The organism is Bradyrhizobium sp. SZCCHNS1050 (assembly GCF_032484785.1).
Taxonomy (GTDB): Bacteria; Pseudomonadota; Alphaproteobacteria; order Rhizobiales; family Xanthobacteraceae; genus Bradyrhizobium.
The window spans coordinates 2,331,111-2,348,463 of the sequence record NZ_JAUETR010000001.1; the positions used below are offsets into that span (position 1 = coordinate 2,331,111).

General features: G+C 65.6%; 14 protein-coding genes. 6 read left to right on the top strand and 8 right to left on the bottom strand.

The genetic code is table 11. The features are described 5' to 3' along the window. Positions 1–15 precede the first annotated feature (15 nt). Positions 16–816, top strand: a complete 801-nt coding sequence (locus QX094_RS10585) for a xanthine dehydrogenase family protein subunit M (RefSeq protein WP_316165695.1) — start codon at positions 16–18, stop codon at positions 814–816. A gap of 282 nt (positions 817–1,098) precedes the next feature. Further along, entirely contained in the window at positions 1,099–2,211 is a 1,113-nt protein-coding gene (locus QX094_RS10590) for a CaiB/BaiF CoA-transferase family protein (RefSeq protein WP_316173287.1), read from the top strand. Between the two features lie 367 nt (positions 2,212–2,578). Here QX094_RS10590 and hppD read toward each other — a convergent pair whose 3' ends face one another. Then, entirely contained in the window at positions 2,579–3,697 is a 1,119-nt protein-coding gene (hppD, locus tag QX094_RS10595) for a 4-hydroxyphenylpyruvate dioxygenase (RefSeq protein ID WP_315717013.1), read from the bottom strand. A 122-nt stretch (positions 3,698–3,819) separates the two neighbouring features. On the opposite strand from hppD, the gene QX094_RS10600 reads away from it, so the two are divergent. Both QX094_RS10600 and QX094_RS10605 read left to right on the top strand, forming a co-directional pair. Continuing rightward, positions 3,820–4,299 (top strand): Lrp/AsnC family transcriptional regulator, encoded by a 480-nt coding sequence (locus QX094_RS10600; protein ID WP_315717012.1) that lies wholly within the window; start codon positions 3,820–3,822, stop codon positions 4,297–4,299. Positions 4,300–4,391: 92 nt separating this feature from the next. Beyond that, positions 4,392–4,703, top strand: coding sequence for a DUF1272 domain-containing protein (locus tag QX094_RS10605; RefSeq protein WP_315717011.1), 312 nt, complete (start codon positions 4,392–4,394; stop codon positions 4,701–4,703). Positions 4,704–4,881: 178 nt separating this feature from the next. On the opposite strand, the gene fahA is transcribed toward QX094_RS10605, so the two are convergent. The 5 genes from fahA to QX094_RS10630 all read right to left on the bottom strand — a co-directional run bounded on the left by fahA (position 4,882) and on the right by QX094_RS10630 (position 10,560). After that, positions 4,882–6,156 carry a fumarylacetoacetase gene (gene fahA, locus QX094_RS10610; protein WP_315717010.1) on the bottom strand — a complete coding sequence of 425 codons (1,275 nt, stop codon included), beginning with the start codon at positions 6,154–6,156 and terminating at the stop codon, positions 4,882–4,884. 198 nt (positions 6,157–6,354) lie between these two features. After that, positions 6,355–7,701, bottom strand: a complete 1,347-nt coding sequence (gene hmgA, locus QX094_RS10615; RefSeq protein ID WP_315750768.1) for a homogentisate 1,2-dioxygenase — start codon at positions 7,699–7,701, stop codon at positions 6,355–6,357. Next, positions 7,701–8,657, bottom strand: a complete 957-nt coding sequence (locus QX094_RS10620; RefSeq protein WP_316187908.1) for an MBL fold metallo-hydrolase — start codon at positions 8,655–8,657, stop codon at positions 7,701–7,703. Before QX094_RS10620 ends, hmgA begins: the two co-directional genes overlap by 1 nt. Before the next feature lie 27 nt (positions 8,658–8,684). Further along, positions 8,685–8,912 carry a DUF2783 domain-containing protein gene (locus tag QX094_RS10625; RefSeq protein ID WP_315750764.1) on the bottom strand — a complete coding sequence of 76 codons (228 nt, stop codon included), beginning with the start codon at positions 8,910–8,912 and terminating at the stop codon, positions 8,685–8,687. 13 nt (positions 8,913–8,925) lie between these two features. Continuing rightward, entirely contained in the window at positions 8,926–10,560 is a 1,635-nt protein-coding gene (locus QX094_RS10630; protein WP_316187909.1) for an FAD-dependent oxidoreductase, read from the bottom strand. 165 nt (positions 10,561–10,725) lie between these two features. Between QX094_RS10630 and QX094_RS10635 the strand changes: the two genes are divergently transcribed. Further along, complete coding sequence (locus QX094_RS10635; RefSeq protein WP_316187910.1) at positions 10,726–11,283, top strand: MarR family transcriptional regulator; 558 nt, start codon at positions 10,726–10,728, stop codon at positions 11,281–11,283. Positions 11,284–11,418: 135 nt separating this feature from the next. Here QX094_RS10635 and QX094_RS10640 read toward each other — a convergent pair whose 3' ends face one another. Together QX094_RS10640 and QX094_RS10645 are read right to left on the bottom strand one after the other, a co-directional pair. Continuing rightward, positions 11,419–13,872 (bottom strand): adenylate/guanylate cyclase domain-containing protein, encoded by a 2,454-nt coding sequence (locus tag QX094_RS10640; protein WP_316173293.1) that lies wholly within the window; start codon positions 13,870–13,872, stop codon positions 11,419–11,421. 261 nt (positions 13,873–14,133) lie between these two features. Next, a complete protein-coding gene (locus QX094_RS10645; RefSeq protein ID WP_316173294.1) occupies positions 14,134–16,215 on the bottom strand; it encodes an AsmA family protein in 2,082 nt (693 codons plus the stop codon). Between the two features lie 212 nt (positions 16,216–16,427). Between QX094_RS10645 and QX094_RS10650 the strand changes: the two genes are divergently transcribed. Further along, a complete protein-coding gene (locus QX094_RS10650) occupies positions 16,428–17,102 on the top strand; it encodes a Crp/Fnr family transcriptional regulator (protein ID WP_316173295.1) in 675 nt (224 codons plus the stop codon). Positions 17,103–17,353 lie beyond the last annotated feature (251 nt).

Consider the following 17,353-nt stretch of genomic DNA (forward strand, 5'->3'; position numbering starts at 1 on the left):
AACGGAGGAGCAACCATGTATCAGACGACTTATCATCGTGCCTCCTCGGTCGACGAGGCGGCGGCGCTGTTCGCCAAGGGCAGCGAAGCCAAGTTCCTTGCCGGCGGTCACACCTTGATCCCGGTGATGAAGCAGCGCCTTGCTGCTCCGTCCGATGTCATCGACATCGGCAAGATCAAGGACCTGATCGGGGTGCAGTTGTCGGGCGACACGCTCGTCATCAAGGCCGCGACGACCTACTACGACATCATGACCAATGCCGATGTGAAGAAGGCGATCCCAGCGATCGCCCATCTCACCTCGGTGCTCGGCGATCCCGCGGTGCGCGCCCGCGGCACGATTGGCGGCTCGATCGCGAACAACGATCCGGCGGCGGATTTCCCGGCGGCGCTGATCTCGCTCGGCGCCACCGTGAAGACGAACAAGCGGTCGATCTCGGCGGATGATTTCTTCAAGGGCCTGTTCACGACGGCGCTGGAGGACGGCGAGATCATCACCCAGGTGTCGTTCCCGGTGCCGGAAAAGGCCGGCTACGCCAAGATGCGCCACCCGGCGTCGCGTTTCGCGCTCACTGGCGTGTTCGTCACAAAGACGAAGGGCGGCGACGTCCGCGTTGCGGCCACCGGCGCTTCGCAGAGCGGCGTGATGCGCGTGCCGGCGATCGAGGCGGCGCTGAAGTCGAACTGGTCGGCCTCGGCGATCGACGGGGTCACGGTGTCGGCGTCAGGTCTCTTGAGCGACATCCACGGCTCCGCCGATTACCGTGCCAATCTGGTGAAGGTGATGGCGCAGCGCGCGGTGCAAGCCGCGGGCTGACCTCACGACGCGGATCATTCCGCGCAACGGCACGACAAATTCCATGCGGCGCGCAGCGATGCGCGCCGTTTTGCTTTGCGGCATACGGCGTGCTTGCGTTGGCCTGATGCACGCGGGACAATCAAAGGATCAGGAAACGCATCGCGCGCGATGATGTTTGATTGATGCGGACAGCAGCCAAGCACACCCACCCTCCCCTGGAGGCGGAGGGGTGAAGGTCACGGCGACCACCGCTGTCCGATCGACCTCATCACGCGCGAAGCACCGCAGGGACAAGACAACGTGCTCGACAAGACCGCACCACAGACCGAGACCCGCGCCACCGGACCGCTCGCGGGCTTCCGCATCGTCGAGTTCGCCGGCATTGGACCGGGTCCGTTCGCCTGTATGCTGCTGGCCGACATGGGCGCGGAGGTGGTGACGCTCGATCGCGTCGGTGCGCGCAAGACCATGAAGTCGGTCGCCGGCCGCGGCCGCAAGGTGATCGAGCTGGATCTCAAGGACAAGGGGGTCATCCCCCAGGTGCTCGATCTGCTCGCCGGCGCCGACGCGCTGATCGAGGGTTTCCGGCCCGGCGTGATGGAGCGGCTCGGCCTCGGCCCCGAGGTCGTGCTCGCGCGTAATCCGAAGCTCGTCTACGGTCGCATGACGGGCTGGGGCCAGGACGGACCGCTGGCGCATGCGGCCGGTCACGACATCAACTACATCTCGATTACCGGCGCGCTGGCCGCGATCGGACCCAGGGAGCGGCCGGTGCCGCCGCTCAACCTGGTCGGGGATTTCGGCGGCGGTGCGCTCTATCTGGTCGTCGGTGTGCTTGCCGCACTGCTCGAAGCCTCGAAGTCCGGTAAGGGGCAGGTGGTGGATACCGCGATGTGCGACGGCGCGGCCTCGCTGCTCGCGATGTTCTTCGACCTCACCGCGATGGGCCGCTGGACCGAGGGGCGCGAGCGCAACTTCCTCGACGGCGGCGCGCACTTCTACGGCGTCTACGAATGCGCCTGTGGCAACTTCATCTCCATCGGCTCGATCGAGCCGCAGTTCTACGCGCTGCTGCGGCAGCATGCCGACCTCTCCGATCCCGCCTTCGACGCGCAGATGGACCCGCGCGCCTGGCCGGCGCTGAAGGAGAAGCTGGTCGCGGTGTTCAAGAGCAAGACGCGCGAGCAATGGTGCGCGATCATGGAGGGCACCGACATCTGCTTCGCGCCGGTGCTGACGATGTCGGAGGCACCGAAGCATGCGCACATGGCCGCGCGTGGCGTGTTCGTCGAGCGGCACGGCGTGACGCAGCCCGCGCCGGCGCCAAGGTTCTCGCGGACGCCGTCGAATATCCGCGAGCCGGAGGTGACGGAGATCGGCGCTGTGGTGAGCGCTTGGCAGGCAGGGCGGTAAAGCTCGATCGCTGCAGCAGCGCCGATCGAGCGCTGCTCGACTGTTCCGATGTCAACGAGTTGGCTACGCCGTCGCCTCAATCTCAGTGTCGTCCCCGCGAACGCGGGGACCCATAACCACCGGCCGTCCTGAAACGACGATTATCTGTCGCCGTGCCTCATCGACGCACCCTGCGGTATGGGTCCCGAGTCGGTGCCCAACGCCGCTTACGCGCCGTCGGGCTGGCCCGGGACGACAGTTGAGAGTTTGGCGGCAAACTGCCTCCAATCACGCCGTCATTGCCAGCGAAGCCAAGCATTCCAGGGACAGACGGAAGTCTGGATTGCTCGTCGCTCCGCTTCCCGCAATGACGGCCTGCTTCCTTCGCCTACTCCGCCGCCTCCACCTTCAGCACGCCGCGGCGGATCTGGTCTTCCTCGATCGACTCGAACAGCGCCTTGAAGTTGCCTTCGCCAAAACCGTCGTCGCCCTTGCGCTGGATGAACTCGAAGAAGATCGGCCCGATCGCATTGGCCGAGAAGATCTGCAGCAACACCTTGGTGTGACCGCCAGCGACGACTCCCTCGCCATCGATCAGGATGCCGTTTCTCTGCAGGCGGGTGAGGTCCTCGCCATGTTTGGGCAGGCGAGACTCGATGCGCTCGAAATAGGTGTCGGGCGGCGACGGCATGAACGGCAGGCCTGATGCGCGCAGGCCCTCGACGGTGGCGTAGATGTCGCGGGCGCCGCAAGCAATGTGCTGGATGCCTTCACCGCAATAGATCTTGAGATACTCCTCGATCTGCCCGGAATCGCCGGCATCCTCGTTGATCGGAATCCGAATCTTGCCGTCGGGGCTGGTCAGCGCGCGCGAGAACAGGCCGGAGGCGCGGCCCTCGATGTCGAAGAAGCGGATCTGGCGGAAGTTGAACAGTTTCTCGTAGAAGCCGGCCCAGACATCCATTCGGCCGCGGTGCACGTTGTGGGTCAGGTGATCGATGTAGTACAGGCCGGAGCCTACGGGGCGCGGGTCGCGCGCGCCGGTCCACTCGAATTCGAGATCATAGGCCGAGCCCTTGGCGCCGTAGCGATCGACCAGATACAGCAGGCTGCCGCCGATGCCCTTGATGACAGGAACGTCCAAGGTCTTCTGCGATGCAGGCAGGTCGGCCGGCTCGGCACCGAGCGCGATCGCGCGGTCGTAAGCCTTGTTGGCGTCGACCACGCGGAACGCCATCGACGGTGCACACGGCCCGTGCGCGGCGACGAAGTCGTGGCCGTGGCTGCCCGGCTCCTCGTTGACGAGGTAGTTGATGTCACCCTGGCGGTACAGCGTGATCGCCTTGGTCTTGTGGCGCGCGACCGCGGCGAAGCCCATCAGCTTGAACAGCGCGTGCAGCTCGCTTGCTTCGGGGTGCGCATATTCGACGAACTCGAAGCCGTCCGTGCCCATCGGGTTGTCGGCGGAGATGGTGGCAGGAGGCGCATCGTGCGGAAATGGACCCATCGGGGGAAGCTCCTTCAGCTTGATGTGCCGATCATCTCCCGAATTCCGCGCACAGGGCATGCAAACCATTGTCATTTTCGCCTGGATATGCACGATCCATGCACGACCAGAGGAAATGGCGCATGATTTCGGTCGACAGCTTCGATCTCCGTATCCTGGCCGCGCTGCAGGACGACGGCCGGCTCACAAACCAGGAGCTGGCCGACATCGCCGGCCTGTCGGCCTCGCAGTGCTCGCGGCGCCGGATGCGGCTGGAGCAGGACGGCGTGATCGCGGGGTATCGCGCGCAGCTCGCCAGCCAGGCGCTCGGCTTCGAGCTGATTGCCTTCATCCAGATCACCCTGGCGACGCATTCGCCCGACAATGCGCAGAAGTTTCGCGCGCTGGTCAACCGCGTCGACGACATCCAGGAGGCCTACGCGCTGACCGGCGATTCCGACTATTTGCTCAAGGTCGTGCTGCGCGATCTCAAGAGCCTGTCCGACATCGTCAACAACGTGCTGATGCCGCACCAGAGCGTGGCGCATGTCCGCTCGTCGATCGTACTCGACCGTCTCAAGGAGAGCACCAGGCTGCCGCTGGCGTTGCTGCCATCGAGCTGATCCGGCCTGGCGCAAATCGAGGGAAATCCGCCATTCAACATCGCTGGCACCTCTGCGACACTCACCTGTTTCAATCACCCGGCGAGACGACCATGGCCCTGCAGCTTCGTCCCAACTGCGAGTACTGCGACAAGGACCTGCCGCCACAGGCGCAGGACGCGCGCATCTGCTCCTATGAATGCACCTTCTGCGCCAACTGCGTCGAGACGAAGCTATTCAACGTCTGCCCGAATTGCGGTGGCGGCTTCGCGCCGCGGCCGATCCGCCCCGAACACGAATGGCGGCCGGGCGTCTGCGCGGTGAAACAAGTGCCGTCGGACAAGCGCGTGCATCTGAAATATTCGGCCGAGGATGTAACTGCCTTCGTCGCTGGCGTGAAGGACGTGCCGCCGGTGGAGCGCTAGGCCCTTCCCCCCGTCATTCCGGGGCGCGCGTAGCGCGAGCGCGGAATCCATACTCACAAGCGAACGTGTAGCTCGAGCTATTCGTGGCTATGCCCTCCATCCACACTCTCGATCGTGATTATGGATTCCGGGCTCGGCCCTGCGGGCCGCCCCGGAATGACTGCGGAGGGTATGGCGGCTATTCGGCTACGACGATCGTCCCTTCCACCTCGCCGAAGCCGACGCGATAGCCCTCGCCCTGACACCAGCCGCGCATCACCAACGAATCGCCATCCTCCAGGAATGTGCGCTTGATTCCACCCGCGAGCTCGACCGGCTCGGTGCCGTTCCAACTGATCTCCAGCAGGCTGCCGCGCTGGTGCTTTTCCGGACCGGAGATGGTGCCGCTCCCCAGGAGATCGCCGACACTCATGGCGCAGCCGGACGAGGCATGGTGCATCAGCTGCTGCACGCTCGACCAGTACATGTACTTGAAATTGGTCTGCGCGATGGTCTGCGCGGCGTTGCTGCCGGAGGCGCGCAAGGCCACGTCGAGGGAGAGATCGTAGTTCTGCGCCTCCTTCTGCCGCAGGTAGGGCAGCGGCGTCGGATCCTGCGTTGGCCCCGACACGCGGAACGGCTCCAGCGCCTCCCGCGTCACCACCCACGGGCTGATCGACGTCGCAAACGCCTTGGCCTGGAACGGGCCGAGGGGCACATATTCCCATTGCTGGATGTCGCGCGCGCTCCAGTCGTTGAGCAGCACGAAGCCGAAGATCATCGCCTCCGCCTGCGCCTCGGTCAGCATCTCGCCGAGCGGCGAGGACTGGCCGATGACGACGCCCATCTCCAGCTCGAAATCGAGCCGCTTGCATGGCCCGAAGCTCGGCACGTCAGCGCCCGGCGGCTTCAGCTGTCCGCGCGGCCGACGCACTCGGGTGCCCGACACGACCACGGTCGACGCGCGGCCGTTATAGCCGATCGGCATGTGCAGCCAGTTCGGCTGCAGCGCATTGTCCTTGCCGCGGAACATGACGCCGACATTGGTGGCGTGCTCCTTCGACGAATAGAAATCCGTGTAGCCGGCGACATGGAACGGCAGATGCAGCGTAACGTCGGAGCGCGGCAGCAGCGCCCGGCTACGCAACGGCTTGTCGTCGCGCAGCCGCGGATTGTCCTGGCGCAAGAGGGCGCTGATCGCAGCCCGCGTCTTCGACCACACGGCGGGGCCGAGCGCCATGAAGGCATTCAGCGAGGATTGCGCGAACACCTCATAGGCCGGCGCCAGATCGAGCAGGCCTTCGTCCTCGAGCACCGCGAGGTCGAGGACGACGTCGCCGATCGCCACGCCGACGCGCGGCTTCGGCGAGTCGGCGGCGGAGAACACGCCGTAGGGCAGGTTCTGGATCGGGAAGTCCGAGGCCGGATCGACCGGGATGAAGGAGCGGAGCGAGGGATCGTTGGGGTGGGGCACAGTTGTCTTCCTGAGTTCGGACCATGTCTCCGCTCGTCATTCCGGGGCGCGCGCAGCGCGAGCCCGGAATCCATAGCAACGGGCAGATGTGTGGGGCACAGTGGTTGTGGCCGAGCTTTGCATCCCCACGGCCGATCGTGGTTATGGATTCCGGGCTCGCCGCTGCGCGGCGCCCCGGAATGACGGCGGAGGTCGTGGCTACGGCCGGTTCGGATCGAAGCGCTTTTCGAGCCCGTTCCAGCAATCGGCATAGTCCGGCTGCAAGGTGCCGGACTCCGCCGCATGCTTCGTGATGCGCTGGGGAAAGCGCGTCTCGAACATGAAGGCCATGGTGCCTGTGAGCTTGACCGGCTTCAACTCGCCATTGCTGGCGTGATCGAACGCCTCGCGATCCGGCCCGTGCGGCAGCATGCAGTTGTGCAGGCTCATGCCACCCGGCACAAAGCCCTGCGGCTTGGCGTCGTAGACGCCGTAGATCAGCCCCATGAACTCCGACATGATGTTCATGTGATACCACGGCGGACGGAAGGTGTTGTCGGCCACCATCCAGCGCTCGGGGAAGATCACGAAGTCGATGTTGGCGGTGCCGGCCGTCTCCGACGGCGAGGTCAGCACGGTGAAGATGGACGGATCGGGATGGTCGAAGCCGATGGCGCCGACCGGCGAGAAGGTGCGCAGGTCGTATTTGTAGGGCGCGTAGTTGCCGTGCCAGGCGACGACGTCGATCGGAGAATGTTCGAGCTCGGTCTTGAACAGCGCGCCGCCCCACTTGACGTAGAGCTCGGTCGGGGTGTCCTTGTCCTCGTAGGAGGCGACCGGCGTCAGGAAGTCGCGGGCATTGGCGAGGCAGTTGGCGCCGATCGGTCCGCGCTCCGGCAGCGTGAAGGCGCCGCCATAGTTCTCGCAGAGATAGCCGCGCGCCGGCCCCGCCGGGATCTCGACTCGGAACTTGACGCCGCGCGGGATCACGACGATCTCGCCGGGCTCCGCATCGATGCGGCCGAACTCGGTGACGAGCTTGAGGCGCCCCTGCTGCAGGACGAACATCAGCTCGCCGTCGGCATTGTAGAAATGCTGGTCGACCATCGACTTGGTGATGACGTAGACATGCGCGGCCATGCCGGCCTGCGTCGCGGCGTCGCCGGCCGTCGTCATGGTCTGCACGCCCTGCAGGAACGTCACATCGCCCGATGGCAATGGTGTCGGATCCCAGCGCAGTTGCTGCACCGTGATCTCCTGCTCGTGGCAGGGCGCGGTGCGCCACAGCCCGGCATCGACCTTGGCGAAGCGGCCGGAATGCTTCACCGACGGACGGATGCGATACAGCCAGGAGCGCTCGTTGGACCCGCGCGGCGCGGTGAACGGCGAACCCGAGAGTTGCTCGGCATAGAGCCCGTAGGCGCAGCGCTGCGGCGAGTTGCGCCCGATCGGCAGCGCGCCGGGCAGCGCCTCGGTCTCGAACGAATTGCCGAAGCCGGACATGTAGCCCGGCGTCACCTGCCCGGTGGCGCGGTTGAGCTGGTCAGGCGATGTGTTGACGTTCATCATCCTTCTCCTTGCAAGCGGGCCCACATCTCGCGGTCGCGCTCGGCGGTCCAGATCACGGGATCGTCGATGCCGCTGGCCTCGTCATAGGCGCGCGACACGTTGAACGGCAGGCAGTGCTCGTAGATGGCGAAGCTCGAGAATTTCGGATCCATCACCTCGCGCGTCGCCGCCATCGACTCCTTCAGGCTGCGTCCCTTCGCGACCGACATCTCGGCCGCGCCATACAGCGACGTGACGAAGTCGCGCGTCATGGCGATCGCCTCGCGCACGGTGGCCTCGCCCTTCAGCGCATCGCCGCGACCGGGCGCGATCGCCTTGGGATTGAAGTCGCGGATCTCGTTCAAGGTCGACGGCCATTCGCGCAAATAGGCGTCGCCGCAATAGCAGGCCGAGTGATATTCGATCAGGTCGCCGGAGAACATCACCTCGGCGTCCGGCACCCAGGCGACGATGTCGCCGGAGGTGTGGCCGGCGCCGAGTTGGATCAGCTGCACCTCGCGCTTGCCGAGATGGATCGTCATCTCGCCCTCGAAGGTCAGCGTCGGCCAGGTCAGGCCGGGAATGCTCTCGGCGTCCTGGAACAGGCGCGGGAAGCGGCCGTATTCGGAGTCCCAATCCTGCTGGCCGCGCTCGACGATCAGCCGGCGCGTCTCCTGCGAGGCGACGATGCCCTGCGCATGATAGGCCGAGGCGCCGAGCACGCGCACGGCGTGATAGTGCGACAGCACGACATATTTGATCGGCTTGTCGGTCACGGTCCTGACCCGCTCGATCACCTTGTTCGCCATCGCCGGCGTCGCCTGCGCGTCGAACACGATGCAGCCGTCGTCGCCGACGATCACCGCAGAGTTCGGATCGCCCTCCGCCGTGAAAGCATAGAGATCCGGGCCGATCTCCGAGAAGGTGACCTTCTTCTCGGCGAGATCCGTGGTCGATGCGAAACCCTTCGCCATCACTTCATTCCTTGTGTGTGCAGCAGCCTATTGCTGCTGCTGTTGTTGCTGTTGGCCGGCATCCGCCATGCTGCGTTTCGCCAGCGCGATCGCCTCGCCCAGCACACCGATGTCACCGATGTGATTGGCGAGGATCAGGACCAACGCCGCATCGAGATCGGCGCTTTCGAGGTCCGAGAGGCCGCGATGCGCTTCGACAATGGCGCGGAAGGCATCGTCGGGCTTGGCGAAATTGGAAGCGGTCGAGAGCGTCATCGTTGCGGCTTCCTCAGTTCAGGCCGGAGGCGCGTGCGACCGCCGCCGCGATCGCGGCGCGGCTCGGGTGCCGGAAGCGCGCCGCGACATAGCCATCCGGACGCAGCAGATAGGAGGTGCCGGGTTCGGCCCCGTAACGCTTGCCCGCGAAACCCTCGCCATCGGCAAGTCCATTCGGACCGCCGATGCTGACGACACCGACATCGTCGGGTACATCGATCGCCTCACCATTGGCAAAAGACAGCAGGGTGAAACGCCGGCCCTGAGCATTGAATGCATCGGTAAGGTGAAGGTGCCGTCCGTCTGCCGTCTCGAGGGGCGCATCCGGCATCGATGTTCCCGGACGAGGGCCACTGTGCCAGGCCTCGTCGTCTTCGGTCGACAACGGCGTCTGGTAGACCGAGGGAACCGACAGCCGGCCGCCATTGACCATGCGCTTGCCGAATTCGGTGTCCCTGGCGAGCGCGAGCACCACCTTGCGCAGCCGCGCTTCCTGGTGCGAATTCGGCGCCATGAAATCCGTCGCCCGCGTGGATTCGCGAATGTTTTCGTCGGCGGCCGCGCTTCGCTCCAGATGGTAGGTTTCGAGCAGCGTCGCGGGCGAGGTTCCGCGCAGCACGCGATCGAGCTTCCAGGCCAGATTCTCGGCATCCTCCAGCCCCGAATTGGCACCGCGTGCGCCGAACGGCGAGACCTGATGGGCGGAATCGCCAGCGAAGACGACGCGACCATGAATGAAGCGCTCCATGCGCCGGCACTGGAATTTGTAGAGCGAGATCCATTCGAATTCGAACTGATCATGGCCGAGCATGCGCGCGATCCGGGGCCGCACATTCTCCGGCTGCTTCTCGACGTTGGGATCGGCATAGCGGCTGAGCTGCAGGTCGATGCGCCAGACATTGTCCGGCTGCCGGTGCAACAGCGCCGAGCGCCCGGCATGGAACGGCGGATCGAACCAGAACCAGCGCTCGGTGGGGAATTCGGCCGTCATCCTGACGTCGGCGATCAGGAACTGATCCTCGAACACCTTGCCGGAAAAACCCGCGCCGACCATCTGGCGCAGCGACGAGCGCGCGCCGTCGCAGGCGATCACATATTGCGCCGACAGCCGATAGGGGCCGTCCGGCGTCTCGATCGTCAGCACGACATGATCGTTGCGCTGTTCGAGCGCGCTGACCTTGTTGCGCCAGCGCAGCGAGATCGCCGGCAGCGCGTTGACGCGATCGACGAGATAGGCCTCGGCGTAGAACTGCTGCAGGTTGATGAAGGCCGGCCGCTTGTGCCCGGGCTCCGGCAGCAGGTTGAACTGATAGAGCTCGGACGGACCGTGGAAGATGCGGCCGACGTTCCACACCACGCCCTTGTCGACCATCCGGTCGCCAACGCCGAGGCGATCCCAATATTCCAGCGAGCGCTTGGAGAAGCAGATCGCGCGCGAGCCCTCGCCGATCCGGTCGGCATCATCGAGCACCACGACCGTATGGCCGCGCTGCGCAAGATCGATGGCAAACGACAGCCCGACGGGACCCGCACCCACGACGACGACCGGATGCGCGGCCGGCGTGGCCTGATCCTGGTCTTCGTGCCGATGATAGCCGAACTGAACCTTCGCCTGGCTCGCGCCCTGCCCCGGATTGGCCTGCACCATGGCTTGCTCGCCTTGTGGTTTTCTTGGACTTTCGAAGCGACGACTTTCGAAGCGACCGACATTTCCTCGGGCGAGGCATCTGGCCGTCTTGCCAGATAGTCTCACCTGCAACTATTCTAAAGCCGACGGCTTCGGCCGCGTCAACTCAAAAATCGGAGCGCGATCTTGGCGAAGCCATCTACCGCGGCGTCCAGGCGGCAGGCGAAGCCGGTCGAGGATGACCGAAATGCGGCAGTGCCGCAGGACGACGAGCGGCTCGACCTGTTCAAGTTCGCGCCATTTCGGCTCAACCGTCTGGCCGCCGAGGTGAGCGCGGCGCTCGCCGTCGAGTATCGGAAGCGCTACGGGCTCGACATTCCGGAATGGCGCGTGCTGGCGACGCTCGGCTTCCGCCGCGAGGCCTGCAGCGCGCAATATGTCGCAGCGTGCACCCGCACGCACAAATCGACCATCAGCCGGGCCGTGACGTCGTTGCTGGAGCGGCGGCTGATCGAGCGCGTCGAGAACGCCGAGGATCGCCGCGAGTTCCGTCTGCGCCTGACACGTAAGGGCAAGACGCTGTACGAGGAGCTGATCCCGCGTTTGCAGCAGCGCGAGCGCGAAATCATGGCATGCCTGTCCGCCGACGAGCGCAAGACGTTCGACCGCCTGATCGGCAAGATCGAGGCAAGCCTCGATCTGATCCAGACCAGCGAGGAGGCCGATGCGAAGCAGGCCTATTGAGCCGAGCTTCGTCGGGTGGCCAAAGCGCCGAAGGCGACCGGTGCCCACCACCCTTCGTCAAATGACAGCGATGGGCACGGGGGCGCGCGAGACTGCCGTCGACGACGAGCAAGGCGCCACGCGCCTTTGCCCGCCCTACTTGTTAGTCGCCGACGATCGCCGCCGCTCCTCGACTTCGACCACGTCGGCGCCCTCCCCCCGCCAGCGCAAGATCTCCATCGCCAGCACCGGGTGATTGAAGCCCTTGAGATGCAGGTCATCGATCGGCCTGGCATCGACCGACTGTTCGACGACGCCGAACACCCGGCGCGACACGATCACTTGGCCTGCCTTTGCCTCGTCGCACAGCCGCGAGGCGAGATTGGTGACGCTGCCGATCGCGGCGTATTCGAGCCGGTGCTCGAAGCCGACCTGGCCGAGCGTCGCATATCCCAGTGCGATGCCGACGCCGAACCCCAGGCTGTGGCCGCGATTTTTCCAGCGCTCCGTCAATTGGCCGATCTCGTCGCGCATTTCGAGCGCCATCTTCACCGCGCGCGTCGTGTGGTCCTCGAACGGGATTGGCGCATTGAACAGGATCATCACGCCGTCGCCGGCATAGCGATCGAGCGTGCCCTCATATTTGAAGATGAGCTTGCCGAGCGCGGCGTGATATTCACGGAGCACGTTCATCGCCTCTTCGGGCTCGGTCGTCTCGGTAAACGCTGTGAAGCCGCGCAGATCGCAGAACACCACCGTGACCTCGCGGCGGTGGCTTTCCAGCAGCGCATCATGGCCGTCCGACGACGCGATGATCTGCGCCACCTGCGGCGCCAGGAAGCGCTCCAGCCGCCTGATCCGCTCGATCTCCGCCAGTTGCTTCTCGACGCGCTCCTCGAGCGACTTGTTCCATTCGCGCAGCTGCTCGGTCTGCTCGGTGAGCTTTTCGGCCTGCTGCTGCACCGTCGCGTGGGTCAGCGCGAGCTCGCGGCCCTTCTGATCGACCTCGGTGAACAGTCGTGCGTTGCGCATCGCCAGCACGGCCTGGTTGGCGAACGTTCGCATCAGTCCGATCAGGTTCGGCGGGAACGTACCGGCCGACCGGCGGAGCACCACGAGCGCGCCGAGCACGCCCTGCTGATCGACCAGCGGCGTGAACAGCACGGCGTGAAAGCCGGCGGCAACCGCGACGTCGCGCAGCGGGTGATCGGGCGCGTTTTCCAGCTCGGCGATCGCGATCGGCTCGCCGCTGCGCACGGAGTCGGAGAGCAGGCTCGTCCGCTCGTCCAGCACATTGTGCGGGCCGTCCCGGTCGACGCCCTTGGCCTCCACCAGCCTGAAGCGGCGTTCGGCGGCCTCATAGGAATAGATCAGCACGGCGTCGGTCTTGGTGATCTCCAGTGCCCGGGCCGCCACCGTCGGCAGCACCGCATTGAGATCGAGCGAGGAGGCCACCGCGCGGCCAACCTCCTCGAGCACCTTCAGCTCATTGATCGACTGGGCCAGATCCCGCGTGCGTTCCTCGACCTTGGCTTCCAGCACGGCATAGGACTGCGCGAGCTGGCCGGCCATGCTGTTGAACTGATCGGCGAGCTCCTCCAGTTCGTCATGCGTCCTCACCTCGATGCGCTGGGCGAAATCGCCGGCGCCGAGCTTGCGCGCGCCGGCGCGCAACGCGGTGATCGGGACGAGCATGCGTCGCGCCAGCACCGAGCCCGCGAGGATCGCAACCGCAAGGCCGAGCGCGATCAACAGCGCACCGCGCAACAGCTGATCGCGGATCGGCGCCAGCGCGTGAGCCGTGGACTGCTCGAAGAACACGGCCCAGCCGAGCTTGGGCAGCGTCGCGGCCGCCGAGAGCACCGCGTGCCCCTCGCCGTCGGTGCCGGAGGCCAGCGGCTCGCCATCCGGCGTGAGCACCGCCGCGACCTGCGGCAGCTCGGAGAGGTCCTGACCGACCGCCGGTCCCCTCGCCGAGCTCGCCAACACCTGGCCCCGCGGATCGATCACGTAGGCGGTGCCGACCTTGCCGATCTGCGCCTCGGTCATGAAGTCTTCGAGAAAGTCGAGGTCGATGTCGGCCACAGTCACACCGGCATTGAAGCCGGAATGCGCGACCGAGATCGACATCATCGGCTGCGCGCCCTTGAAGGTCACGGCGGAGAAATTGCTTCCGTGCGTGACGGTGTCGGTGAAGCGCAGATCGCGTGACAAGTCGTTGCCCGAGGCAAACGAGATCGAGGTGCGCGACACGCGGAGCTGTTCCCGGCCCTGGCCGTCGAGCTGATACAGCTGCCGCACAGCCGGCGCCTGACTCAGCAGTTGTACATAGTCGGCGCGGCGGAGCTCCAGCGTATTGGCGCTCGCCCGCGTCACCCAGCTGATCTGTCGCTGCAGATCCGAGAGCGCCTGATCGATCCGCCGGGCGCTGGCGTTGGCCTTTTCGGCCATGGCGGCGGTCAGGCTCGCCTTGGTGGACTGATAGCTGATCCAGGTTTCGGTCGCGCCATTCACGGCCAGGACGAACACGACGAGCCCGACCAGCGACACGACGTATTTGGCGAACAGGCCCTGCCGCAACGACCAGCCTCTGTTCTCGACCTCGTTCATCCGGACCCCTCACGCGCATCATCGCCGAGGTCAGCCTCGGACAAGCGCGTCCGCTGCCGTCCTCGCGGCAGCAACACTTTGGAGGCGGGGCCGCTCGGGTGCGAGACGCTCCGTCGCCGGCACCCGTTTAGCACAGAATGGCATGCACAGCGGCGCCCATGCCGGGCGCCCCCGCGCCAACTCGTTATTGCTCGGCTGGCCCTGAATCGCATCCACCGCTCGGGGAGGTCCTCCGCGGGCTCGGTCGATCGCGGCTATATATTACCTATTGAAGATGCGCTTCAGAACGTCGTTCATCGGCTGGCTGTCCTGCGCACCGTCCTGCACGGGCTCGGCGGGAGCGGCCTCTGCCGCGCCCCGGCCGGCGTCGCCCGGAGGCCGAGAAACAGCGCCGTCCTGGGGCGCAACCAGCGTACGGCCGCGGCTCTTGGCTTGCGGCTGCGCGGCCTGCAGTCCTTGCTGAATCAGATTGCCGATCGCCGATCCGAGATCGCCGCCGAGCAGGTCGGATTGGCCGGCCGCCGGGGCCTGCGCATTCGGGGCTGCCGTTGACGGCGCGCCGTTCGGACCAGCAGCACCGGTGGGCGCAGAATTTCCGATGAGGCCGCCGATGCCGTTGATCAAATTGTTCAGCCCGACCCCGTCCTTGCCGAACAGGCCCTGGCCCATCTGCTTGAGCCTGGCGTAGGCAGCATCCGGATTGTCGAGGATGCCGGCCATGTCGGGGTAGAAGCGCGGCTGACTCCAGGGGCCGTCGATGACGACGGGAATCCCGAGGCCTATCGGCTCCGAGGTGCGGCCCTGCCCCTCGGTCGTCATCACGAGCTTCGGCTCGACCCGCATCGCCAGCGCCCGATTCCCCAGATCGATCGTCCCCGTACCGGCGACCTTGACCAGCGGTCCGACCAGGTTGAGGTCACTGGTGGCGGCCTGTCCCCGCTCGACCTGAAACGAGGCCGAGAGCTGCGTGAGATCGGTCGTCAGTTCCTTCGAATCCTGCCATCCCGACAGCGGATTGGACGTCAGTGAGCGGATCATCTGCGCAACGTTGATGCCGCGGATCGCGCCGTCCTGGAACAGCAGGAACGCCGAGCCGCTCAGGTTGCTCATGAGAGCCTGCTGGCTGGCGCCGCTGGAGCGCAAGGCCAGCTTGCCCTGCATCCGCGCTTCGAGCTTGTCGAATCCGGCGACGCTCGAGAGCAGCGGCAGCGCCCGGATGCCGACGAGATCACAGTGCATCGCATAGGCCGGATTGCCCGTGGAGGCGTCGATCACGACCTCGCCACTGGCCTGCCCCTCATAGGCGCCGAGATTGGCGACGGTCGCCTTCAGCAGGCCGCCGGCCAGCGAGGCTTCGAGATCGAGCGGACCGAGGCGAGCCCCGGAGAGAACGACATCCGTCGCCGACAGCTTCACGCGCGCATCGACGTAGTTCAGACCCCGCAAGTCGATTGCCGCCGTGCTCCATCCCGACGCGGCGGCAGAGCCCTGCGCGGCAGGCGCTCCCAAGTCGAGCCGGCGAACGTCGAGATCGACCTTCACCAGCGGCTTGCTCGCCAGATCGACCGAGGCCCAGCCGTTGAAATCGCCGTCGCCAAGCGTGCCGCTGAGGCCGTTGATCATCACCACCGGGCCATTCAGCCGAACGTCGGCGCGGCCGGCAAGACTCCCGCGGAATGCAGAAGCCATGTCGATCTTGAAATCGACCGGCAGCGTCTGGCGCTCAATAGGCAGCGCGGGCGCGGCCGCTGTGAGGTCGAAGGTCACCGGACGGTCGCCGGCCCGGGCCGTACCCGTGATCTTGACCTTGCCATCGGACAGAAACGCCGTCGCGCCGATGCCCTCGAGTCGATTCTCGACGCGGTCGCGCGGGTTGGAGAGGATGACGGCGCCGTCCCTGACGGTGATCCGTTCGATCCGGGCCGCAGGCGCCGCTTCCGACTTCGCCGAGGCACGACTGCGCGGCGCATTGTCCCGCAGCCGTTCGCGCAGCAGCGGCAGATAAAGTGTGGGCTTGTCGATGATGATCTCGCCGATGTCGGGCCGGCCGGACCACAGGCTCGACAGCGCCATGTCGGCCTGCAGCTTGCCGATCGTCAGCCGATTGTTGCCGTCCCGCTCCTTCGGATCCTGCAGGGTGATGTCCGTCAGGGTCGCATGCAGCGACGGCCACAGGCTGACGCTCGCCGAGCCGGCGATGCTCAGGCGATAGCCGGTGTCACGCTCGACGCGGTCCTGGATGGCCACCGTGAGGAAGCTCGCCGGAAGTCCAAAAGCCAGCGCCAGAGCCAGCACGACGATGACGGCGCCAATCAAACCGCCTGCGATCTTCAATGCCTTCATGTCGATGTCCCAAGCGCGAGGCGCGAGCGGTCTCCACGGGTTAGCGTGCGGCAATGCCGACCCGGTTCAATCCGAAATTTTCTCGGAACGAAGACCGCTCCCAGCGCGACCAAAATAGTCGGAAGCCCGTGCGTCATTATGTGACTTATGACACACTTCCGCCCGGGGGGTTTCTGTAACTGAGGCTTTGAACCGTTGCCGAAGGTATAGTGATGAGCAAGCAGGCCGAATTTGCGGTCATTCTGAAGATGAACCCGATGTTCGCCGACCTCGGCGCGGACGAGCTGCAGCGAATCTCGAGCCTCTGCCACACCCAGCATCTGTCGGCGGGCGAGGTGCTGTTCCAGAAGGGCGACCCCGGCAATGCCCTGTTCGGGGTGCGGCGCGGCCAGATTCGCATCGAGACCGGTGCCACCGACGGCAGCCGGCTGACGCTTAACTTCATGGGGCCCGGCGATCTGTTCGGCGAGGTCGCCGTGCTGGACGGGCAGGAGCGCACGGCCGACGCCACCGCCGGTGAAGCGACCGAACTGTTCGTGCTTCGCCGCGAGGATTTCCTCAGCTTCCTGGAACGTGAGCCCAAGGTGGCGATCAGGATCATTCAGCTGCTGTGCCAGCGCATCCGCTGGCAGAGCGAGCGAATGGAGGAATCGGTGCTGCAGCCGCTGCCGGTCCGGCTGGCACGCCGGCTGTGCGCCCTGGCGGAGGATTTCGGCTCCGAGGTTCATATCTCGCAGGAACAGCTTGGCATCTTCGTCGGCGCGGCGCGTGAAAGCGTGAACCGCCAGTTGCAGGCCTGGCGCAAGGACAAGATCCTGGATCTGCAACGCGGCCGCATCCTTCTGCATGACCTGACCAAGCTGAACACGATCGCACGCAACGACTAATTGGCCGAGCGCGCAGCGTCGCTCACCGCAAATTTGTCGATTGCGGGTCCGGTCCATGGCGGGAACCGCCCGCCATGCATCGTTTCGTATCAGCATCGGCCAAACATGATCGCAATTGGGCCACCACGCCTCACAATTTGCGACATGAACTCTTTTTAACAATTCTAACAGGGTTCAATCCGGCAGCGGAGAGTTCCATTTGCTCGCGCGCGGCGGCGCGCGGGGTGGAGCTTTGCGCGCCAGGCAAGCGT